This is a genomic window from Delftia sp. CH05 (assembly GCF_009827015.1).
GTDB classification, from domain to species: Bacteria; Pseudomonadota; Gammaproteobacteria; order Burkholderiales; family Burkholderiaceae_C; genus Comamonas; species Comamonas tsuruhatensis.
In genome coordinates, this window is record NZ_WUMG01000038.1 from 38,195 (window position 1) to 58,273 (window position 20,079).

At 63.6% G+C, this 20,079-nt stretch carries 23 protein-coding genes and 2 tRNA genes; 20 read left to right on the top strand and 5 right to left on the bottom strand.

Annotated features, from left to right (window positions below):
- Positions 1-5 precede the first annotated feature (5 nt).
- The 17 genes from GRX31_RS23010 (at position 6) to GRX31_RS23090 (ending at position 13,442) form a co-directional block, all read left to right on the top strand.
- Entirely contained in the window at positions 6-806 is an 801-nt protein-coding gene (locus GRX31_RS23010) for a hypothetical protein (protein WP_160855033.1), read from the top strand.
- A gap of 11 nt (positions 807-817) precedes the next feature.
- A complete protein-coding gene (locus tag GRX31_RS23015; protein ID WP_160855035.1) occupies positions 818-1,846 on the top strand; it encodes a hypothetical protein in 1,029 nt (342 codons plus the stop codon).
- A 4-nt stretch (positions 1,847-1,850) separates the two neighbouring features.
- On the top strand, positions 1,851-2,714 hold the full coding sequence (locus GRX31_RS23020) for a hypothetical protein (RefSeq protein WP_160855037.1): 864 nt from the start codon (positions 1,851-1,853) through the stop codon (positions 2,712-2,714).
- Positions 2,708-3,880 (top strand): hypothetical protein, encoded by a 1,173-nt coding sequence (locus tag GRX31_RS23025; RefSeq protein WP_160855039.1) that lies wholly within the window; start codon positions 2,708-2,710, stop codon positions 3,878-3,880. The genes GRX31_RS23020 and GRX31_RS23025 overlap by 7 nt, the downstream gene beginning before the upstream one ends.
- On the top strand, positions 3,877-5,796 hold the full coding sequence (locus GRX31_RS23030; protein WP_160855041.1) for a hypothetical protein: 1,920 nt from the start codon (positions 3,877-3,879) through the stop codon (positions 5,794-5,796). The genes GRX31_RS23025 and GRX31_RS23030 overlap by 4 nt, the downstream gene beginning before the upstream one ends.
- Positions 5,793-6,242 carry a hypothetical protein gene (locus GRX31_RS23035; protein WP_160855043.1) on the top strand — a complete coding sequence of 150 codons (450 nt, stop codon included), beginning with the start codon at positions 5,793-5,795 and terminating at the stop codon, positions 6,240-6,242. Before GRX31_RS23030 ends, GRX31_RS23035 begins: the two co-directional genes overlap by 4 nt.
- Position 6,243: 1 nt before the next feature.
- Complete coding sequence (locus tag GRX31_RS23040; RefSeq protein WP_160855045.1) at positions 6,244-8,052, top strand: hypothetical protein; 1,809 nt, start codon at positions 6,244-6,246, stop codon at positions 8,050-8,052.
- 55 nt (positions 8,053-8,107) lie between these two features.
- Positions 8,108-8,464 (top strand): hypothetical protein, encoded by a 357-nt coding sequence (locus GRX31_RS23045; protein ID WP_160855047.1) that lies wholly within the window; start codon positions 8,108-8,110, stop codon positions 8,462-8,464.
- Positions 8,457-8,951, top strand: coding sequence for a capsid cement protein (locus tag GRX31_RS23050; RefSeq protein ID WP_160855049.1), 495 nt, complete (start codon positions 8,457-8,459; stop codon positions 8,949-8,951). Before GRX31_RS23045 ends, GRX31_RS23050 begins: the two co-directional genes overlap by 8 nt.
- 5 nt (positions 8,952-8,956) lie before the next feature.
- Positions 8,957-9,487: a hypothetical protein gene (locus tag GRX31_RS23055; RefSeq protein WP_160855051.1), complete on the top strand. Its 531-nt coding sequence runs from the start codon at positions 8,957-8,959 to the stop codon at positions 9,485-9,487.
- 1 nt (position 9,488) lies between these two features.
- Positions 9,489-10,313 (top strand): hypothetical protein, encoded by an 825-nt coding sequence (locus tag GRX31_RS23060; RefSeq protein WP_160855053.1) that lies wholly within the window; start codon positions 9,489-9,491, stop codon positions 10,311-10,313.
- Positions 10,314-10,537: 224 nt separating this feature from the next.
- On the top strand, positions 10,538-10,852 hold the full coding sequence (locus GRX31_RS23065) for a hypothetical protein (RefSeq protein WP_237426757.1): 315 nt from the start codon (positions 10,538-10,540) through the stop codon (positions 10,850-10,852).
- A gap of 39 nt (positions 10,853-10,891) precedes the next feature.
- Positions 10,892-11,203 (top strand): holin, encoded by a 312-nt coding sequence (locus GRX31_RS23070; RefSeq protein WP_160855055.1) that lies wholly within the window; start codon positions 10,892-10,894, stop codon positions 11,201-11,203.
- Positions 11,200-11,832: a glycoside hydrolase family protein gene (locus tag GRX31_RS23075; protein WP_160855057.1), complete on the top strand. Its 633-nt coding sequence runs from the start codon at positions 11,200-11,202 to the stop codon at positions 11,830-11,832. The genes GRX31_RS23070 and GRX31_RS23075 overlap by 4 nt, the downstream gene beginning before the upstream one ends.
- Positions 11,833-11,878: 46 nt before the next feature.
- Positions 11,879-12,103 (top strand): hypothetical protein, encoded by a 225-nt coding sequence (locus tag GRX31_RS23080; protein WP_160855059.1) that lies wholly within the window; start codon positions 11,879-11,881, stop codon positions 12,101-12,103.
- Entirely contained in the window at positions 12,094-12,606 is a 513-nt protein-coding gene (locus GRX31_RS23085) for a hypothetical protein (protein WP_160855061.1), read from the top strand. The genes GRX31_RS23080 and GRX31_RS23085 overlap by 10 nt, the downstream gene beginning before the upstream one ends.
- Positions 12,603-13,442 carry a Gp49 family protein gene (locus tag GRX31_RS23090; protein WP_237426758.1) on the top strand — a complete coding sequence of 280 codons (840 nt, stop codon included), beginning with the start codon at positions 12,603-12,605 and terminating at the stop codon, positions 13,440-13,442. The genes GRX31_RS23085 and GRX31_RS23090 overlap by 4 nt, the downstream gene beginning before the upstream one ends.
- On the opposite strand, the gene GRX31_RS23095 is transcribed toward GRX31_RS23090, so the two are convergent.
- The 4 genes from GRX31_RS23095 to GRX31_RS23110 all read right to left on the bottom strand — a co-directional run bounded on the left by GRX31_RS23095 (position 13,439) and on the right by GRX31_RS23110 (position 15,769).
- Positions 13,439-13,717, bottom strand: a complete 279-nt coding sequence (locus tag GRX31_RS23095; RefSeq protein WP_160855063.1) for a hypothetical protein — start codon at positions 13,715-13,717, stop codon at positions 13,439-13,441. The two genes, GRX31_RS23090 and GRX31_RS23095, sit on opposite strands and share 4 nt — an antisense overlap.
- An 83-nt stretch (positions 13,718-13,800) precedes the next feature.
- Complete coding sequence (locus GRX31_RS23100; protein ID WP_097203095.1) at positions 13,801-14,016, bottom strand: hypothetical protein; 216 nt, start codon at positions 14,014-14,016, stop codon at positions 13,801-13,803.
- A gap of 13 nt (positions 14,017-14,029) precedes the next feature.
- Complete coding sequence (locus GRX31_RS23105; protein ID WP_160855065.1) at positions 14,030-15,316, bottom strand: Y-family DNA polymerase; 1,287 nt, start codon at positions 15,314-15,316, stop codon at positions 14,030-14,032.
- 9 nt (positions 15,317-15,325) lie between these two features.
- Complete coding sequence (locus GRX31_RS23110; RefSeq protein WP_160855067.1) at positions 15,326-15,769, bottom strand: LexA family protein; 444 nt, start codon at positions 15,767-15,769, stop codon at positions 15,326-15,328.
- 306 nt (positions 15,770-16,075) lie between these two features.
- Between GRX31_RS23110 and GRX31_RS23115 the strand changes: the two genes are divergently transcribed.
- The 3 genes from GRX31_RS23115 to GRX31_RS23125 all read left to right on the top strand — a co-directional run bounded on the left by GRX31_RS23115 (position 16,076) and on the right by GRX31_RS23125 (position 18,466).
- A complete protein-coding gene (locus GRX31_RS23115) occupies positions 16,076-17,971 on the top strand; it encodes a SurA N-terminal domain-containing protein (RefSeq protein ID WP_061288328.1) in 1,896 nt (631 codons plus the stop codon).
- A gap of 74 nt (positions 17,972-18,045) precedes the next feature.
- A tRNA-His gene (locus tag GRX31_RS23120) sits at positions 18,046-18,121 on the top strand.
- 269 nt (positions 18,122-18,390) lie between these two features.
- A tRNA-His gene (locus tag GRX31_RS23125) sits at positions 18,391-18,466 on the top strand.
- Between the two features lie 284 nt (positions 18,467-18,750).
- Here the strand turns inward: GRX31_RS23125 and GRX31_RS23130 are convergent.
- Positions 18,751-20,009 (bottom strand): IS3 family transposase gene (locus GRX31_RS23130; RefSeq protein WP_237426759.1). Its coding sequence is split into 2 segments (ribosomal slippage): positions 18,751-19,679 and positions 19,679-20,009, totalling 1,260 coding nucleotides; the frame shifts between segments, so codons are not numbered across the junction.
- Positions 20,010-20,079: the final 70 nt, after the last annotated feature.

Here is a 20,079-nt window from a genome sequence, read left to right on the forward strand (position 1 = left end):
TTCCAATGTCGAACACCAGCTATCCGAAGGGCATGGAGAAGCTTCTCTCCGGCTCCATCAATGCCTCCACCGACACCTTGAAGGCCGCGCTGCTGCCCAGCGGCTACGCCTTCAGCGTGTCGCATGAGTTCGTGAGCCAGCTCGGCTCGATCATCGGCACGGCCCAGCCCCTGCTCAACAAGACGATCACCGGCGGCGTGCTGGACGCGGACGATCTGGACTTCGGTGCCCTGGCGCCAGGTTCGACCATCGGCTCGGTCGTGATCTTCAAGGACACGGGCAACACTTCCACGTCGCCGGTGCTGTTCTTCCTGGACACGGTGACAGGGCTGCCCATGGCCACCAACGGCGGCGCCGTGACCATTCCCTGGGACAACGGCGTCAAGAAGATCGCACGGCTCAATCTGCCGATCTACCCGAAGGGCGCGGAGAAGATGTGGTCCGGCTCCATCGACTTTGCGGCCGACAACATCCGCGTTGCCCTGCTGCCCAGCGCCTATGTCTATGACGCGGCGCACGAGTTCCTGCCGGACGTGGGCACGCTCATCGGTTCGGCGCTGCCCCTGGATGGGCGCAGCGTTGCCGGCGGCGTGCTCGATGCCGATGATGCCAACTTCGGCGCGCTGGCCGCCGGCTCCACCATCGGCAGCGTGCTGCTGTACAAGGACACGGGCACGGCGGCCACGTCGCCAGTGATCGCGCGCATCACCGACGTGCTGGGCCTGCCGCTGGCAACGAATGGTGGCGGCCTGGTGGTGCAGTGGTCCAACGGCGCCGCGCGCATCTTCTCGCTGGTGCCGGCGTAAGGGGCAGGGCCATGGACCTGTTTTCCAACAACGCCGAGACCGCGCTGGCCTCGGCCCTGACCAGCGACAGCGGCGACCCAGGCTACGGCACGATCGTGACCACGGGCGCGGGCCTGGACGGCTTTGCCAACCCCAGCGGCACGCGCTCCCTGCGCGCCACCATCACGGACGCGACCATGCCCGGCCAGTGGGAAGTCGTCACCATCCGCCAGATCGATGGCGTGAACCTGATCGTGGATCGCGGGGTAGAGCTGCCCTGGGATGCCAGCGGCCCCATGGACTGGCCCGCTGGCGCCAAGGTCAGCGTGCGCGTCACCGCCGGGATGCTGGAGACCTTCGTCCAGATGCAGCCCAATGGCTTCTTCGGGCCGGCCCTGTCTGGTGCGGACCGCTTCGCGGCGCTGGGGTATCCGGCGCTCAAGAAGGCGTGGCCGCAGCCACTGGCGAGCGCTTCGTCCTTCCATCGCGCCGGCAACGGCATGTCCATCGTGGGTGGCTCCATGTTCGTGGACCTGGGCACGCCGCCGGCCTGGGCCGCGGGCAACATCCTGCACGGCGATGTCGTACTGCCAGCCACGCCGGATGGCTGCCAGTACTGGGCATGCACAAATCAAGACAGCCCTGTCTACGCTGACGCCGCTCCAGATTTTCAGGGCGCTGGCACGCACGTGCCGCTGAACCCGGACAACCTGGCGCTAGGGTATTGGGTCCCGGTGCCCATGCCAGTGAGCCTGCTGGTGCGGCTGCAGGGCGTGCGCATCGTTGTGGAGGAGGTTGGCTTCATCGCCAGCGTGGTCACAGCCAGCTCGCCACCCACGGTCTCCATCGGGACCGACCTGGATTCCTCCGATCCCCGGCCAACACGTTTTGCAAATGCGGTGGGGCTGTCGCAGATCACAGGCGGGGGCGAGTCGCATCGCATTCCTATCGCCGTGGGCGGCCAGTTGTCGAACGCCCTGACGTTCCGAGTTGATACGCTCGCCGCTGGTGGGCAGTTCGCCGGCCGCTTCTACTGGCGCGGCTTCTACGTCGAGGGCTGAACTCATGAGCTACCCGCTCATCAACGGCGCTGCCATTAACGCAGAAGAGGCTGGCGAGGCCACGGTCGGCATAGACCTTGTGACCTCGGGGCAGGCGATTGCCCGGCCTGCACTTCTGCCCGCTGGCGCGCTGCCGATGGAGCTGGGTGCGCCACGGGCTGCGCTTGCACTGCGGCCTGCGGGCCTGGATCTGGTCACGTCCGGACAGGCCATCGCCCGCTACAACACCGCCCTGCGGCCGCCGGGCATTGACCTGGTGTCGAGCGGGCAGGCCGTCGCCATGCCGATGCTGGAGGCACAGGGCGCGCAGGCGCTGGAGCTGGGCGCGCCCCGTGTGCGCAACGGGCTCGATGTGGCCCTGGTGATCGATGGTCTGGACCTCGTGCGCACGGACTTTGCAGTCATCACGCTGGATCAGGTCGCGCCCGATCAGGTGGTGCAGGCCCGCAGTGCCCGACCCTTGGAACTGGGCGTGCCAGCAGCACAGCCAGGCGCCGTCACGGTGCAGCCTGCCGGCGCTCAACCGATGGCGTTGGGCATGCCGGGCGCCGGCACCCGCCTGCAGGCCCAGGGCGCTCATCCATTGGAAATCGGCATGCCTGCCGCGGGCATTCGCCTGCAGGCCGGCGCCGCCCGGCCTCTGGGGCTGGGCGCGCCATCCGTGGGCGTGGCGCTGCGGGTCGATGGCATCGACCTGGTGCGTGGGGGTACGGCCAGCATCGCGCTGCCTACCGCGCAGCTGCTGGCCGCCAGCGTCTATGTCCTGGAGCTGGGCTCTCCGGGCCTGCCATCCACCACCGTCCGCGCCCGCGCCGGCTTCCCGCTCCAACTGGGCATGCCGGCCGTGGCCAGGGAGAACACATGCTGACCTTTGAGAAATTCAGCGGCATCAACAACGTGCTGCCCGAGCACCGCCTGGGCGGCGATGCGCTGCTGGCGGCCGAGAACGTGGACATCGGGCTCACGGGCGAGATCACCCGCCGCGCCGGCCTCACCCAGGTCTCCGACCTGTGCCACAAGAACCTGCACCAATCCCGCGGCTACCTGCTCGCCACCGTGGGCGCGCAGCTGACCGCCATCCATCCCGACGGCGCACGCCACGTCATCCACCCATCCCTTGGGCCTGAGCGGGTCTGGTACTGCAACCTGCCCGACGGCCGCACGATTTGGACCAACGGCCTGATCCAAGGTGTGACCGATGGCCTGGCCAACCAGGAGCGCAGCGTGCCCACGCCGGCGGGCCTGGGCGCGCCAGACGCGGCCTTCGGGCAACTGCACCGGGGCCAGTACCGCTACCACCTCAGCCATGTGCGCTTGGCGGACCACCTTGAAGGACCGGCCATCAGCTCCGCGCCCGTCGAGATCGCCGAGGGCGGCCTGCGGCTGGATGGGCTGCCAGTGCGCGAGGGCTACGCGCTCAACGTGTACCTGTCGGGCCAGGACGGGGAGGGCGCCTATCTGGCCGGCGTGGCCACGGGCAGCAGCTTTGAAGTCAGCGGCCCCAATTCGGCCCTGGTGCTGCCCTGCCGAACCCTGGGCGCCCAACCGTTCCCCGTGGGCACCATCACCGCCGCGTGGCGCGGGCGCGTGCTTGTCGCCCAGGGCAATGTGCTGTGGGCGAGCCGACCCATGGCACCGCACCTTGCTGACTGGCGCGACTTCCGGCCCATGCCTGCGCCGATCACCGGCATCGTGCCCGTGGACGATGGCATCTATGTGGGCACAGCCGAGGATCTGGTCTTCCTGTCTGGGACCACCTTCGACCAACTGGCCTATCTGGAGCGCAAGACTGGCCCTGTGGTGCCTGGCTCTGCCGTGCCGGCGCCAGGCCGCCATCTGAAGCTGGGCGATGGCGCCGGATCGGGCTCTGCCATGGTGTGCATCGCAGGCGGCGAGATCGTGGCCGGCTTCGCGGGCGGCCAGACAGCCAGCCTCACGGCCAACCGCTTCAAGATGCCTGGGGCCGTGGCCGAAGTCGCAGCCACGTTCCGCGTGGTGAATGACATCCCGCAGTATCTGGCGGTGCCGCAATGAGCATCTGGGACCCGCACACCTATAAGTCCGGCGGCGTGCCCATCGGCCCGGTGGCGCCTGCCGCGCTGCGTGTGCACGGCGCACCGCCCACGCAGGACCAGCTCGGCCAAGCCCAGGCGACCTTCTATCGCTTCTGCATGCAGGCCCGGGTATCACAGGCCCCCAACCCGGTGGAGACCGGCCGCCTGCCCGACGGGACTGCATACCGCATCGTGCGCGTGGGCAACTCCACGACTATGCAAATTTGGACCGAAGAGGCGGATGAGGGCGAACGCAACAGCGGTATCGCCATCGTGCTCACTGACCTGGAGGGCAAGTCAATTCCTGGGCATGTCGAGAGCGACGCGCCAGCCCTGTACCTGCTCACGCCTGAAGTTGTGCGCGGTAGCCGCATACCTTCAGGCCGCTGGCGCGTGCGCAGGAGGAAGGTGCTGCAGGGCGGCAAGGCAGTGAATGCAGACGGCTCGGGTCGGGTTTATTTCGCAGGTGTTCAAGGGGTGGCTGATCAAAACATCCCTTTCATACGTTCGGCAGTGAGTCTCAATGGGCAGGCCTACTGGTACGACGACATGCAAGAAAATGTCGCTGTGTCCCGGGAGTCTGTTCAAGTAGCGGTATCTGGTTCTGCAACGTCGCCTATCCCATTCGTTTACACCGAGCGAGGCGGTAAGAAATACTCCATGCATATTGATATTGAGCCGGACGCAATTTCCCCTGCCAGATACTGGATGCAATTACGTGTTGGGCCCATCGTACAACGTGGAAGCGATTATGTTGGCGAAGTCGTTTGGAGAGAAATGCTACCGCCCGGATTGGGGTTGGATTTCAGGACGATAACATTCAGCTCTGATGGGAGGTCTGCGCGAGCAATCGCATATGAGTCTGGGAAGACAAAATTCGTCCTGTTTTTAATAACCACTGCTAGCGTTGGAGTTTCTGTTGTGAGAGAACTTCCCAGTAGCAGGCAGACTGGTGTATTTTATAATCGATCATTCAAGGTTGAGGAGTCCGGAACGCCCAATGAACCCGGATATAATAGGCAGACTTGGGACATATTCGGTTATGGCGACGGCAGCGCCGAATACGGCAGCACAACCCCCGTGGATACGGTAAATGGCTATTTAGGTCCGGGGCGCGACTACGGTTCGGGTGAATTTGTCTTCAAGGACTACACCCAAGGGGATTGGGCTTATAGCCGACGTGGATTACCTTTGTCTGGGGAGGATGAGACTCGTACTGCTTCCGTCTCAAGCTACTCTGATAAATACTCCTCTTTTAGTATTATCACGGTTCCTACAGAGACAACGCCATTGCACACGATTGGCTCTAGTAGCGAAACTCGTCGCCGCACTGATGTTGTGAGCGGTTTTGGCGGTGACAGGACTACCCTTCAATACAGTGATTCATTTTCTTTGCAAAGCGAAGCCATCGCCACGGAAGTGTCCACAACAGCCAGTGGAGAAGGCTCTGAAATGATTAACACTGGTGGGCAATCTCTGCTGTTCGATGATCTGGACTACAAATTTAGAATCTATTATGAAGAAAACAAGGTCCGTAGTACCGCGTGGCAATACGTAACTGATCCAGATGCCGAATTCGGATACAGGAAGGAACTCACTTCAGATGTCTATTCCGAGTCAAACTCTCTGAATGTATCGCTCAATAATTCAAGCGTACTGACCATGGATTTTGACCCCATGGGTCCTTATCGCCATGTCGTTATTTTTGCTTCTGATCCAATGACGGGCGCTATCGTTGTGAATCTGCAGGAGGTATTGCAGGAAACCCGCGCCGTACGGCGGAGTTGGATCTTCGCCGTTGACGACCATGGTGTGAAGCAGATCCAGGATTTGATGCGTTTGCCCGCCGCCCCCAATGTCAAGGCCCGAAGCAATGCGGAGATTTTCTCAGTATGAATACCGTCGTATGCAACACCCTGAGCGGCGCAGTGTCCGAGTACACGCGCCACGATTTCCATGCGTTGACACCGACCCATGGCGGCAGCGCCACGGGCCTATATGCCTTGGCCAGCGGCGATACCGACGACGGCCTACCCATCGTCGCCGAGCTGCGGCTGCCAGCAACCATCCGCGAGAACACGCTGAAAAAGCACCTGGAGATGGTCTATCTGTCGATGCGCGGCCACGGCTGCGCCCAGTTCTCGGTGCTGGGCCCTGGCACTGAGCGGTGGAGCTACAGCTTTCCGCTCGTGGGCTCCGGCCAGACTCGGTGCCAACCGGGCCGCGGCATCCGCCAGAACTACCTGGGCTTTGGCCTGAGCACTCCGGCGGGCCAGGCCTTCACGCTCGATCGCATTGAGGTTGCGACCGTGTCTTCGAAAAACCGTCGCGTAGGAGCCTGACATGGCATTGGATCTGAATGGACCCGCAGAGATCGTCCAGGACAAGTACGAGCGCAGCATGGCGATGGCTGACGCCGCCTCCAAGGAAGTTGCGTCTTTCACGGACGATCTGAGGAACAGCCTCTACAAGCCTTCGCAGATCGACGTTCGGTGGCAGACGCTGCCTGCGCCGAACTTGCCGCCCATCCCGGATATGCCAGCGCTGCCCGATGCGACGCTTGTGGAGCCCGCCGACATGCCCGGGCCGCTGTCGGCGCAGATACGGGACGTGCCCATCGACGGGTTCGATGTGGTGCCGCCCACACTCAACTTCGGGCAGGCCCCTGTCTTGACCATCGGCCAGGCGCCGACACTGCCTCAGTTGCGGGACGTAGCCGTGCCTGATGCGCCGGATGTGGTGCTGCCTGGTGCGCCGGAATTCCTGCAACTGCAGACGCACACCTTCGGCGGGGTTGACCTGCACGAGGACTGGTTGGAGAAGCTGGACGACATCCCGACGCTGTCCGTCTTGCAGCCCGCGCCATTCCAGCACAAGCCCGGGGCGAAATACGCCTCGCAGCTGCTGGACAACCTGAAGGCCTCGCTGAATGCGCGCATCCAGGGCGGCTCCGGGATCGCTCCGGCGGTCGAGCAGCAGATCTGGGATCGTGCACGCGACCGTGAGACTGCCCTGGCGCTGGCGCGCGAGCAGGAGGTGTTGCGCGGCGCCGAGGCCCTGGGCTTCCCGCTGCCCAGCGGTGCGCTGGCGGGCCAGTTGGCAGACGCTCGCCGCGAGTTCCACGACAAGCTCTCGGGCCTCTCGCGGGACGTGGCCATCAAGCAGGCCGAGATGGAGCAGCAGAACGTCAAGGACGCCATCACCCAGGCCCTGCAGTTGGAGACCACGCTGCTGGACGACGCCTACAAGCTGGAGATGCTGGCCTTCGAGACCGCCAAGACCACGGCAGACAATGCCCTGGCCGCCTTCAATGCGGCGGTCGAGCACTACAAGGCGCTGCTGGCCGGCTACCAGGCCTATGCTGCCGCCTATGACACGGTGATCCGGGCCGAGCTCAACAAGGTTGATGTCTACAAAGCGATGCTGGAGGCTGAAAAGACCAAGGCCGACATCAACAAGTCCCTGGTGGACCGCTACCGCGCCGAGATCGACGGGAGCATGGCGGTGGTCGAGATCTACAAGGCCCGCGTGGGCGCGGCCCAGACCCTTGTCGAGCTCGAGCGCGCACGCATCCAGGCCGGGGGCGAAGAGGTCAAGGCTTTCGTGGCCACGGTCAATGCACAGACAGCACTGGTTGACATCTACAAGACCCAGGTGGGAGCTGAGACTGCGAAGGTGGACGCTTATCGTGCGCTCACGCAGGCCTATGCATCCAAGGTGGGCGCCCAGGCCGAGCAGGCACGCGTCGAGGTGGCCCGGTACCAGGCCCTGATCTCGGCCAAGGGTCTCGAATGGGACGGGTGGAAAGCTCGCCTGTCCGCCGCCACGGCCCGTGCCGAAAGCGCGGCCCGGCAGTCCGCAATCCTTGTCGACGGCTACCGCATCGGCGCAACTGCCGCTGAGGCTCAGGCGGCATCGTATGCGCGTCGATGGGAGTCCGAGATCAAGCAATACGAAGCCGGGATGAACATCACGTACCAGGTTGCCAGAACCAACAATGATGCCGTCACCCATGCCAACGATGCGCGCATGGAGGCTGCGAAGGTGGGCCTCACTGCAAAGGCCCAGCAACTGGCCAGCGCCTTGTCGATGGTGACAGCTCAGGCCCAGATTGATGGCCGCGTCAGCTGGAGCTACAACGGTCAGATCTGATGCCGCCCCCGGCTAGGGTTCGCTCCTTGGCGCCCTGGCCGGGAAACTGCGGGGCATGACCAAGCCGGCCAAGCTCAACTTCACGATCTACCAGGGCGCCACGTTCCGGCGGCGCCTGCGCTGGCTCAACCCAGACAAGACCCCTATCGACCTGACGGGCTGCACGGCCCGTATGCAGGTGCGCGAGGAGGTGGAGTCCACGGCCGCGCTGCTGGAGTTGACCACCGAGAACGGGCGCATTGCCCTGGGAGGCGCCGCTGGCACGGTGGACCTGCTGATCGATGCCGGCACCACGGCCGCCATCACCTGGAGCGGTGGTGTTCACGATTTGGAGATCGTCCACCCTGGCGGCGAGGTCACTCGCCTGGCCGAAGGCTCCTGCTGCGTGAGCCCGGAGGTCACCCGTGACTGATTTGCTGATCGTCCAAGAGGTCGAGATCCTGGCCGAAGAGGCGCAGGACTCGGTGCTGGTCGAGCAGGTCGAGGAAATCGAGATCCTGGCTGTGGCGGAGCAGGGTCCTCCTGGCCGTCCCGGCGAGCCCGGCCCTGCCGGCGGCGCATCGGTGCAGCGAACGGCCGGCACGAACCTGTCGGCCCTGCTCGCGGTGTACGAACTGAATGGCGTGGTGCGCGCGCTGAGCGCTGACGATGCGGTGCACATCGACCTGTTGCTGGGCATCACGCTGACGGCGGCCCAAGCCGGTGAGTTGGTCAATGTGCAGCGACTGGGTGCCATTGAGGACTCCGCCTGGAACTGGGTGCCCGGCCGTGTGTACCTCGGCGCCAATGGTGCGCTCACCCAGACGCCGCCCACTAGTGGCTTTGACCTGCTCATCGGCTCCGCCACATCCCCCACGCGCATCACCCTGAACCTGCAAGACCCTATTTCACTGGAGTAAGCACCATGGCAACTCAACCCACCCAGGGATTCTTGGCCCGCGTCTCGGGCAAGACCCGCCAACTGTTCGGCCTGGCCGTGTCTGCCGGCGCAGCGGATGCCGGCAAGCTCGTGGCCACTGGATCGGACGGGCGGCTGGACACCTCACTGTTGCCCGCCGGGATCGGCGCCAATACGACCATCGCACCGGCAAGCGAGGCCATCGGGGCGGGCAAGTTCGTGAATTTCCATGCCAATGCTGGTGCGCTGAACGTGCGGCTGGCCGACAACAGCAACGGCCGCCAAGCCGATGGCTTTGTGAAGGATGCCGTGGCCTCGGCTGCAAATGCCACCGTCTACCCCCTGGACACCACGAACTCCGCGCTCACGGGCCTGACACCTGGCAGCCGTTACTGGCTGGGTACTGCTGGCGGGGTCATCACGGCGGCGCTCGACCCTGCCGACACGGCCAATGCGAACAAGGTCTGCCAGGAGCTGGGCACGGCCAAAAGCGCGACCGAGCTGGTCACGGATGACCTTGGCTACGTGACCCTCTGAAATGACTGCACGGCGGCCACTTGTAAGGGTCGGCGGGCGCATTCGCCAGCTGCCCGCGGGCGACACGCTGCCCGGCGTGCGCGAGCAGCTCACCGCCGCGCGCACCTACTACGTTCGCACCGACGGCAGTGACAGCAATACGGGCCTCGCAGACAACGCTGGTGGGGCATTCGCCACCATCCAGAAAGCTGTAGATATTGCAAGTGCTCTGGACAACGGCGGATTCAACATCACTATACAGATTGCCGATGGAACTTATAGCCAATCGGTGATATTGAAATCGTTTGTCGGCGGGGGACAGTTGATAATCGCCGGCAATGCATCTTCCCCGGATAATGTGATCATCTCTTCTGGTGGTGATGCGATTTCTACAAATGATGGCACCGTCGGAACATATTTCATCAAAGATCTGCGCCTGACAGCTACAGGCAACGGTCTTTATATCAAGACGGGCTCCATCGTCTTGATCGGAAATTTGGTGTTCGGCACTTGCAGCATACATGTCCGCTGCGAAGGGTACATCCGTGTCATGAGCAGCTACAAGATCATCGGAGGTGCAACGTATCACTACTACATTGTCAAGGCCGAAATCCAGTGCAATCAGGTAACGTTGACGCTCTCCGGTACCGTCAATTTTTCAGGCTCTTTTGTTACTTGCGTCGTGCTCGGGTTGCTAAATATGTTTAGCACGTCAATCAGCGGAACTGCAACCGGAAAGAGATATACCGTAGCTTCGAATTCTGTTGTCTTTACCAACGGCGCTGGTGCGAACTACCTCCCAGGTAACTCTGCAGGCACAACGGATTCCGGCGGGCTCTATTTATGACATACCAGCTATCTGGCGAGGGACACGTATATTTTTCGCGTGGCGGTGATCGCATCACGGTTCCAACTGCCGATTCAGTTGAATATCCGAATTGGAATCCAGATTTCCTGGCGTACAAGGCCTGGCTCGCGGCCGGCGGTGTTCCGCTACCTGCCGAGCTGCGGCCTGCTGCCGAAATTGCTGCGACCCTGCGCCAGGCCCTGGCCGCAGAGTACCGCAGGCGCATGCAAGTCATCGCAGCCGGCTACCCCCTGAGCGAGCGCGAATCCTGGCCTGTCCAGACCGAGGAGGCGAGGGCGCTTGAAGCGGATTCGGCGGCGGCCACGCCCTGGATCGACGCTGCAGCACTGGCACGCGGGCTGGATCGTCTGGTGCTGGCCCAGCGCATCCGCGAGAAGGATGACGCATACCGCCAAGTGCACGGGCTGCTGACCGGAACTCGGCAACGCATCGAAGACCAGATCGACGCTGTGGCCGACGACGCCCTGGCGCTGTCCCAGATCGATGTCGCGGCCGGCTGGCCTGCGGCCCCCGTGTAGGGTTCGCCGAAAAGGCCAGGCCCCGGAATCATCGGGGCCATGAAAACTGAAACCCTCGACATGATCGCCACGACCGGCAGCCGCACCACCGGTGGTGGCGCTGTCGTCGGCTTGTTTGGCGCGCTTGCTTCATCCCAGGCGATCGGCCTGCTCGGCATTGCCGTGGCTCTGCTGGGCGCCCTGGTGAACTGGTACTACAGACGCGAAGCCAATCGACGTTCTGAGGCCAAGGCCCGAGACGAGGCGGCAGAGCGCGCTCTCCGTATGGAGCTGATGCGCAAGACCGGTGTCCCATTCCGGCCGGCACGCGAAGAGCTCGACACCTCTCCAACCGACATGGGTGCATTGTGAGCAAGGTGCCCGCATTCCTGTCCAGCCGGCTGGCGGCCCTGGCCATCCTCGCCGGCCTGGGCGGCACAGGCGCATACGTGGCCCGGCAGACCAGCGACGAGGCCCTGCGCGACCAGTACGTGCAGACCGTGGCGGCAGATCCGAGCACCAGCAACGCGGTCAAGGTGGCCATGGTGCTGGGCCAGTTCTACGAGTCCTCGGGCAAGCACATCGGCACGCCCTACATCGACAAGCTGGGGCGCGGGCAGCCGCTCACCGTGTGCAACGGCATCACCGGCCCAGAGGTGGTGGCCGGGCGCTGGTACAGCCCCTCGGACTGCTACTACCTGGAGCGGGGGCGCTACCTGTCCGCCGAGCGCGAGGCGCGCAGCCTGTTCACCCGCTGGCCCAGCTACGACCCGTTCGTGCAGGGCCAGTTCCTGGACTTCGTGCACAACAAGGGCGCGGCCAACCTGAGCACCAGCACGCTGCTGCGCAAGGCCAATGCCGGCGACCTTGCCGGCGCCTGCCGCGAGAACCCGCGCTGGAACCGGGGCACGGCGGCAGGCGTGTCCACCGTGCTGCCCGGCCTACAGCTGCGCGGAGACGCGAACGCAGAAATTTGCCTGGAGTGGAGGGCCCGGCCATGAACCCGATCTGGATCGCCATGTGGTGGTACTGGTGGAGGGGTGGGCGATGATCGTCAACCACCTGCCGTGGCTGGTGCTCGCCTTGACCGTGTGTATGGTGCTCATGGGCTGGCGTCAGCATCCGAAGACTTGGGCCCTGGCCCTGGCGATCCAAGCGATTCTTCTGCTGTGGATCCTGGCGGCGCAGGCCTGGGGCGCGCTGCCTCTAAATTGCGTCCTGGCGTTGATGTCCTGGCGCAACCATCGCAGGTGGGGCTACCCATGGGCCTGAGCGCCATCACCCACGGCGCCGTGGCCGCGCTTGCCGCGCTGCTGGTCTGGTACTTCCAGGAGGCCCGGCTTGGCGCTGATCTGGCCGAGGCCCGGCTGGAAACCACCACCCAGCAGCTGGCCACCAGCACGGCCCAGCGCGCGGCCGACGCCCGCGTGCGCAGCGCCGAGCAGGCCATGAACACCAAATACCAAGGAGCCCTCAATGCCGCCCGTGACCGCGAGGCGCTGCTGCGCCGTGATCTTGACCAGCTGCTCTCTGTGGCTGACGGCCTGCGCGAGCAATCCGCAGATGCCGCCCGCCGACTTGCCAACGCTCCCCCTGCTGCCGTCCTTGAGTACGCCACTGCCCTCGGAGTCGTATTTGAAGACTGCCGCGCAGCGTATGGGGACATGGCAGCAAAGGCTGCAGGACACGCAGCTGATGTCCAAACCCTCGGTGCCGCCTGGCCCGTGATCCCGAGCCTGCCGGCCGCAGGCGTCTCTATCGGACGCAACCCATGACCTTTCTGAAAAAACACTGGCAGGCCACTGCCATCGTGGCAATCGCCGCGCTCTTGATCATCTCCGGCTGGCGCATGTTCAGCCAGTCCGCCCAGATCATCGATCTCGGGATTTTCATGCTGCTGGGCGTGGCGTTGCTGCTGATGCCGATTGCCGGCTTGGCTGAGCAGATACTCCGCAAGCTCGGGGAGCAGACCGTTGCCGTGTCATCGCGCGAGCGCTCCCACCGTCAGGAGCTGGAGCTAGCCTTGGCGCACGGCATGGGGGCATTGGTCGCCAATCCCGCATTCCCGGGCAAGTCCGTGGGCAACAACATCCGCGATGCGCTGGACGCGATGTTGGTGCAGTCGGCTCCTGCGTCATTGGCCGAACTGCGCTGTGGGATGAACGCTTACCCAGGCCGCGCCGACCAGCACAAATGCCTGGTGCATGGCGTGGCGGCATGCCCATGCCACAAGGCCAGTGACGACCTGATGCGCAGCGCCGGCTACGAGGGTGAGCAGGCCCCAGCCAGCGGCGGCCCGCGCGTGACGCTCGCTGACATCGAAGCCGAGATTGTGGGCGAGCACTACTTCACCGCCACTCAAGGCGCCGGCCACCCTGAGGCGCTGAACCCGCGCGACTTCGGCGACGTGCCCGCCGAATTGGCGCTGCTGACGATCTGTGTGCTGCGCCTGCGCAATGGCACCAAGCTCGTAGGCATCAACTACGGCGCCATCGACCCGGACCAGCACGACGCTGATCTCGGCCGGAAGGAAGCCCGCGCCGATGCCGTGGAGAAAATTTGGGAGCTGCTGGGCTTCCGGCTGCGCGACAAGCTTGCGGCTGGCGCCTAAGCCGCAGGCGCCGGGTCAGCCGGCGCTATCGAAACCACCGTGCCGTCGATTGCGACCATTTCGCCTTTCGTCGCGGGGTCAGCTTCGAGCGGCACGCCCCACATGATTCCCGGGTGCTCGCCCTTGTGCATGACGTGGTCGAGATGGTAGAGCTCCTCGGGCGGCAACCTGAACCGCTGGGGGTACTTGTCGCTGCCGTGGGCCTTCCAATGCCCCATGAAGCCGGCGACGACGCGCTGGTGGACTGTGTGTTTCGGATTTGTGGGGTCGATCATGGCCGGCATTGTGCCGTGCTCAATCCTCCGGGCATCGCTCCATGGCCCAATCCAGCGCAGCAGCCGCAGTGAGGTGCGGCCCGTCAGAATGGCGCGTTGGAGCGTTCGACCGAGACGGGGCCCAGGCCCGCGTAGATCTGGTCGTCGTCCAGATCTGTGACAACAAACCACCCGGGCTGCACTTCATTGATGAAGTAATGCTCGGGTAGTCCCGGCAGGATTTGCACTTCTGGCGTTCCGAACCAGCGCGGCATCGTGAGCAGAGTGGGGTACAGCTCAACTTCGAGAGACATTTTCATAACGATCTCCGGGTCAGGTTCGAACTATGGGGATGTCTTGGAGGTCAGTGGTGTATCTGGGGGTGCGGCGGTCCTGGCGCATGGCCCAACCCGACGCCTGCAGCGCGCTGGCCACTCCCAACGTGCCTTTGCCGTATCGCGCGTTAAGGCGGTCCATGGCCTCCATCAGGGGGCTGTGGTCGCGCGCATAGTCGTTGGGCTCATCGAGCAATGAGGCTTGCTGCACTGCCACGGGGGACAGATCCAGCAGCATCACGCCAGCCTTCGACAGCTGATAGCCGGGCTCGTAGATCTTGGCGATCCCGCGCGCCGCAGCGCGCACCAGCAGGGCCGTGTCGCTGCTGGGCTGTGGGAGCTGGATGGTGGTGCTCCGGGCGAAGCGTGGGCCGTCACGAAATGGGCTGGTGTGCGCGAAAACATGCACGGCCCCGGCTCTGTGGTCTTGAGCGCGCAGTTTTTCCGCAGCGCGCTGTGCGAAGGTGGAAACAGCCTCCACCAGCGGCGCCAGTTCGCTGACTGGACGGCCGAAAGATCGGGTGCAGGCAATCTGCTGCTTTGGTGGTGGCTCATGCTCCAGCCCCAGGCAGGGCATGCCCTGCAGCTCGCGCGCTGTGCGCTCCAGCACCACACCAAAGTGGGCGCGCAGCAGCGGCTGTGGCGCGCGGGCAAGGTCCCAAGCCGTGAAGATTTTGTGATCCAGCAGGCGCATCTTGATTCGGCGCCCCACGCCCCAAACGTCGCCCACGGGCACGCTTTCCAGCAGCGACTGCAGCTGTGCTGGCGAAAGCTCGGTGAGGTTGCATACCTGGGCCAGTGAGGCAGGGTAGCTGCCGGGTTTGCGCTCCGCGTCTTTGGCCACATGATTGGCGAGCTTGGCCAAGGTCTTTGTGGGGCCGATGCCGATGCACGTGGGGATGCCGACGCCGCGCAAGATGCGGTCACGGATTGCCCAGGATCTGCGCGTCACGTTGTGCACGCCAGCCAGGCCAATGAAACATTCATCGATGCTATAGATCTCTTGCTCTGGCCCGAGGCCGGCCGCGAGGGACATCATGCGGTCGCTCATGTCGCCGTACAGCACAAAATTTGCGGACAGGGTGACAAGGCCCTGGTGGATACGGTGCTTGATCTGGAAGAAGGGCTCGCCCATCTTGATGCCCAGCGCCTTGGCTTCTTCGGATCGGGCGATGGCACAGCCGTCGTTGTTGCTGAGCACTATCACCGGAAGGCCCTTCAGCGCAGGGCGGAACACGCGCTCGCAGCTCACGTAGAAATTGTTGCCGTCCAGCAGGGCGAACATGGCCTGATCTCACAATGTGCGGAACGACTTGACGGCGCACGTCACCACGCCCCAGATCTCCAGCTGTTGGCCTTCTTTCGCACGGATGTCTGGGTATGTGGGGTTCTCGGCGCGGAGCATCACCTGGTCATACCTGGCCCAGAATCTTTTGCATGTGAAGTCGCCATCCACTTCAGCCACCACAATGTCCCCGTGCTGCGGCCGCAGGTACTTGTCCACCACCAGCAGGTCACCATCGAAGATCCCCGCTCCGATCATCGAGTCGCCGCGCACACGCAGCAGGAAAGTGCACTGAGGATGCTTGACCATGATCTTGGCCAGATCGATGCGCGCACAACTGAAGTCTTCGGCGGGGCTGGGAAAGCCAGCGCGTACCGGACTGGCGGGGGCCGGCAGCGGTGTTGGCGGCATGGCGGCCGCGACCGGCTGTGTGGGGGTGATGACGTGGGGCATGGTCGACTTCCTTGTGCTGTATAAATATACAGTAATCATGCATTTCCTCAAGCCAGCGTGTTCCGTTGCCGTGGCGTATATGACCCAGCGAAGCAGGGGGCGGAGGCCTCATGTAAGTAGAATGGTGCGCTTCCGCCTCTATTAGTTGGTGGGGCGAAGTAGGTGAGCGCTGCAAGCTATTGATTTGTAAAGGTGCAATTTTCCCTTACAAGGCGTAGGTCGGCGGTTCGACCCCGTCAGCACCCACCAAGAACAAAAGGCGAACGAAAGTTCGCCTTTTCTATTTCTGCCACTGAAAGACAGACCATGTTCGAATCCATCCGCAAGCATTCCAAGTTCGTGATGATCTTGTTGTTCTTGCTGATCATTCCCTCGTTCATCTTCGTGGGGGTCAACCAGAACTACTTCACCGAATCCAGCGTGATCGTCGCGCGTGTGGATGGACATGAGATCAAACAGGCCGACTGGGAGAACGCGCACCGCATGGAAAGCGACCGCCTGCGCGCCGAGAACCCCAACGTCGACCCCAAGCTGCTGGATTCGCCGCAGGCGCGCTACGCCACGCTGGAGAAGATGGTGCGTGACCAGGTGCTGGCCGCTGCCGTGCAGAAGATGCACCTGGCCGCATCGGATGCACAGCTGGTGCGCACGCTGCAGGAGATTCCCGCGATTGCCGCGCTCAAGAAGCCGGATGGCTCGATGGATGCCGAAGCCTACCGCGCCCTGGTCGGATCGCAGGGCCTGACGCCTGAGGGCTTCGAGGCCAATCTGCGCCGCGAACTGTCCATGAACCAGGTGATGGGTGGCGTCACGGGCACGGCCTTTGCGACCGACGCCCAGGTCAAGCAGGCCATCGATGCGCTGTACCAGCGCCGCGAAGTGCAGGTGGCACGCTTCGAAGCCAGCGCCTACGCCAGCAAGGTCCAGCCCACCGAGGCCGACCTCAAGGCCTACTACGACGCCCACACCAGCCAGTTCCAGCAACTGGAGCAGGCCAAGGTGGAATACCTGCTGCTGGATGTGCCCAGCATCGAGGCCGGCATCACGCTGAGCGAAGACGATGTGCGTTCCTACTACAACCAGAACGCCGAGCGCCTGGCCGGTCCCGAGGAGCGCCGCGCCAGCCACATCCTGATCAACGCATCCAAGGATGCCCCCGCGGCAGAGCAGGAGAAAGCCAAGGCCAGGGCCGAGGCATTGCTGGCCGAGCTGCGCAAGGACCCCAAGCGCTTCGCCGAGCTGGCCAAGGCCAACTCGCAGGACGGTGGTTCCGCTGCGTCGGGTGGAGACCTGGGCTACTTCGGTCGTGGCGCCATGGTCAAGCCGTTCGAGGACGCAGCCTTCGGCATGAAGGTCGGTGACATCAGCGACGTGGTGCACAGCGACTTCGGCTACCACATCATCTCGCTGGTGGACATCAAGAAGCCCAAGGCGCCGAGCTTCGAGCAGATGCGTCCCAAGCTGGAAGCAGAACTCAAGCAGCAGCAGGCGCAGCGCAAGTTCGCCGAACTGGCGGAAGGCTTCTCCAACGCGGTCTACGAGCAGTCGGACAGCCTGCAGCCCGTGGCCGAGAAGTTCAAGCTCACCGTGCAAAAGGCAGACCATGTGACGCGCCAGCCCGGCCCCAACGTCAAGGGCCCCCTGGCCAATCCCCGTTTCCTGGAGGCGCTGTTCTCCAGCGATTCGCTCAACAACAAGCGCAACACCGATGCGGTGGAGCTGGGTTCCAACCAGTTGGTGGCCGGCCGCGTGGTGGAGTACACGCCTGCCCGCACGCTGCCCATGGCCGAGGTCGGCGACAAGCTGCGCACCCTGTATGTGGCGCAAAAATCCGCCGAACTGGCCAAGGCCGATGGCGAAGCCAAGCTCGCCGCATGGAAGGCCAAGCCTGACGCGGCGCAATTGCCCGCAGCCAAGGTGATCAGCCGTGACCAGCCCGAAGGCCAGTCGCGCGAAGTGGTGGACGCTGCCCTGCGTGCGCCCACGGCTCAGCTGCCTGCGTGGACGGGTGTTGACCTGGGCGCGCAAGGCTATGCCGTGGTCAAGATCAACCGCATCGTCGAGCGTCCGGCCGATGATGCGCAGGCGGCTGCCGCGCAGAAGCAGGACTTCCTGCGAAGCTCGGCCGTGGCGGAAGCTATGGCATACTACGAGCTTCTCAAGAAACAGCTCAAGGTGCAGATCAAGGTCCCGCGCCCCTGATGAGGGAAATTTCTAGAAAAACAGAAATTTCAGAAATCAAGCAGTTTTTTGGAATAGAATAGCGTTCTTCTACGGTGGCTGTAGCTCAGTTGGTAGAGTCCAGGATTGTGATTCCTGTTGTCGTGGGTTCGAGCCCCATCAGCCACCCCAAATAAAAAAATCCCCAGAGCAGAAATGCTCTGGGGATTTTTGCTTTGGGCGGCAGGGGGACTGCTTGTGCCCGGCAGCTTGTCCCCGGCAGCTTCAGGTGCGCCGGACAAGCTCCCTGCCGGCTGCGGCTGCATGGAGGATGGCGCCATCCTGCCCCTTGCCCGCTTCCCCCGATGCGCCGTTGTTCCTGCTGCACCCGATCCGTCACGCAACGCCTGTTCCAAAGCATTTGTCTGCTGGTTTTTGGCATATAATCGAATGCTTCAACGGTGGCTGTAGCTCAGTTGGTAGAGTCCAGGATTGTGATTCCTGTTGTCGTGGGTTCGAGCCCCATCAGCCACCCCAAACAAGAAAATCCCCAGTGCAGAAATGCACTGGGGATTTTTGCTTTGGGCGCAAACTTTATCTTCCTCGGGCTGGAAGCAGACGGGATATTCGCATGGCCAATTGCGCTGCGGCTGGATTGCGGCCGCGCATGCTGCGGTGGATTTTCAGGCGCTTGGTGCGAGGCCTGCCTCCTGACTTCGGGACCTGCCCTATCGCCACCGTGGCCATGCCATGCCCGTTGCGCGGGCCGTCCCGCCGAGCTTGCGTGCACGTGATGTCGCCCCCGTATTCCCGACCCCACCCTATTCGCAATAAAGCAGCTGGTCAGCCCCTGCAGCGTGTTGCCGCCTGAACTCCCGAGGCGACCGCATTTTCAGCGAAGAATGCGGATGCACCTCGTTGAAGTGCTCGAAGGCCGCTGGCAGTTGCGCCAGTACCGTCTGCGCGTCACTCAGGTCCATGCGCGCCACATAGTCGCGCTTGAAGGTGTTGACGAAGCTCTCGGCCATGCCGTTGCTCTGCGGGCTGCAGACGGGCGTGTTGATGGGCTTCAGGCCCAGAGCGCGCGCCAGTGCCCTCGTTTCGGCGGCGATGTAGGCACCGCCGTTGTCACTGAGGAACTCCAACTCCTGTCCCTGCGGGACCGCTTCGACCGAGCCGAATCGGCGTTCGACGGCCTCGAYGAGCATCTCGCGTACCGGCTCACCTTGCAGCCCTTTGCCCTCCCACACGCGCCAAGCCATCACCTCACGGTCGCAGCAATCCTTGGTGAAGGTGGCCGTCACGGTCTGACCTGAATCGCACTTGATTTCCAGACCATCGGAGCGCCATCGAAGGTCGCTGCGCGAGACCGCAACACGGCCCTCATGCGTGCGTGCGGACTGGCGCCGGCGAGGCGCTTTGGGCAGCAGCAGAGCGGCTTGTGCCATGGCGCGATAGACGCGTTTGGCATTGACCCTCGGGGCGCCCCGTGCCGCACGCTGGCGGTTCACCAAGGCACAGGCMCGTCGGTAGCCATAGCTGGGCAAGTCGGCAATTTCCTGGCGCAGTTCGGCGAGCAGCCCGGCATCGTCGCTGGGTGTGCGATGGCTGCGGCCATCGGTCCAGTCTTCACCGCGCCCAAGCAGGTCGCGCACATGCGAGCGCGCCAGCCCCATCGTCCGGCAAACCGTCTTCACTGGTCGTCCCCGGGCAACAAGGGCGAGCGCGCAATCCACTTTTTTTCTGCGGCGTACTCCACGGCTTCCTTGAGGATTTCGTTCTCCAAGGTTTTCTTGCCGAGCACGCGCTGCAGCTTGGCGATTTCCGCGCGAGCAGCCGCCAGTTCGGATGCGGGCACGACTGCCTCGCCAGCGGAGACGGCGGTCAAAGCACCTTGCCGTTCGAGCTTGCGCCACTGGAACAGCAGTCCAGCCGAAACGCCTTCCTGCCGAGCGACCAATGACACGCTCATGCCTGGTTCGTAGGTTCGGCGCACCAGCGCCGCCTTCTCTGCGAGAGACCAGCGCCTGCGGCGCTGGTCCTTCACGACTACCTCGATTGACTCCGTATGCCTAGTCATATGCACAGTCCTGTTCCTATCTTCAAAGATAAGCGATAGGACGGGGCCGGGGAATCAGGGGGCTATTTCA

Bases quoted from the DNA above. Each gene is read 5' to 3' on its own strand.
- GRX31_RS23010 (WP_160855033.1), top strand. From the start codon at position 6: ATGTCGAACACCAGCTATCCGAAGGGCATGGAGAAGCTTCTCTCCGGC.
- GRX31_RS23015 (WP_160855035.1), top strand. From the start codon at position 818: ATGGACCTGTTTTCCAACAACGCCGAGACCGCGCTGGCCTCGGCCCTG.
- GRX31_RS23020 (WP_160855037.1), top strand. From the start codon at position 1,851: ATGAGCTACCCGCTCATCAACGGCGCTGCCATTAACGCAGAAGAGGCT.
- GRX31_RS23025 (WP_160855039.1), top strand. From the start codon at position 2,708: ATGCTGACCTTTGAGAAATTCAGCGGCATCAACAACGTGCTGCCCGAG.
- GRX31_RS23030 (WP_160855041.1), top strand. From the start codon at position 3,877: ATGAGCATCTGGGACCCGCACACCTATAAGTCCGGCGGCGTGCCCATC.
- GRX31_RS23035 (WP_160855043.1), top strand. From the start codon at position 5,793: ATGAATACCGTCGTATGCAACACCCTGAGCGGCGCAGTGTCCGAGTAC.
- GRX31_RS23040 (WP_160855045.1), top strand. From the start codon at position 6,244: ATGGCATTGGATCTGAATGGACCCGCAGAGATCGTCCAGGACAAGTAC.
- GRX31_RS23045 (WP_160855047.1), top strand. From the start codon at position 8,108: ATGACCAAGCCGGCCAAGCTCAACTTCACGATCTACCAGGGCGCCACG.
- GRX31_RS23055 (WP_160855051.1), top strand. From the start codon at position 8,957: ATGGCAACTCAACCCACCCAGGGATTCTTGGCCCGCGTCTCGGGCAAG.
- GRX31_RS23060 (WP_160855053.1), top strand. From the start codon at position 9,489: ATGACTGCACGGCGGCCACTTGTAAGGGTCGGCGGGCGCATTCGCCAG.
- GRX31_RS23065 (WP_237426757.1), top strand. From the start codon at position 10,538: ATGCAAGTCATCGCAGCCGGCTACCCCCTGAGCGAGCGCGAATCCTGG.
- GRX31_RS23070 (WP_160855055.1), top strand. From the start codon at position 10,892: ATGAAAACTGAAACCCTCGACATGATCGCCACGACCGGCAGCCGCACC.
- GRX31_RS23080 (WP_160855059.1), top strand. From the start codon at position 11,879: ATGATCGTCAACCACCTGCCGTGGCTGGTGCTCGCCTTGACCGTGTGT.
- GRX31_RS23085 (WP_160855061.1), top strand. From the start codon at position 12,094: ATGGGCCTGAGCGCCATCACCCACGGCGCCGTGGCCGCGCTTGCCGCG.
- GRX31_RS23090 (WP_237426758.1), top strand. From the start codon at position 12,603: ATGACCTTTCTGAAAAAACACTGGCAGGCCACTGCCATCGTGGCAATC.
- GRX31_RS23095 (WP_160855063.1), bottom strand. From the start codon at position 13,717: ATGATCGACCCCACAAATCCGAAACACACAGTCCACCAGCGCGTCGTC.
- GRX31_RS23100 (WP_097203095.1), bottom strand. From the start codon at position 14,016: ATGAAAATGTCTCTCGAAGTTGAGCTGTACCCCACTCTGCTCACGATG.
- GRX31_RS23105 (WP_160855065.1), bottom strand. From the start codon at position 15,316: ATGTTCGCCCTGCTGGACGGCAACAATTTCTACGTGAGCTGCGAGCGC.
- GRX31_RS23110 (WP_160855067.1), bottom strand. From the start codon at position 15,769: ATGCCCCACGTCATCACCCCCACACAGCCGGTCGCGGCCGCCATGCCG.
- GRX31_RS23115 (WP_061288328.1), top strand. From the start codon at position 16,076: ATGTTCGAATCCATCCGCAAGCATTCCAAGTTCGTGATGATCTTGTTG.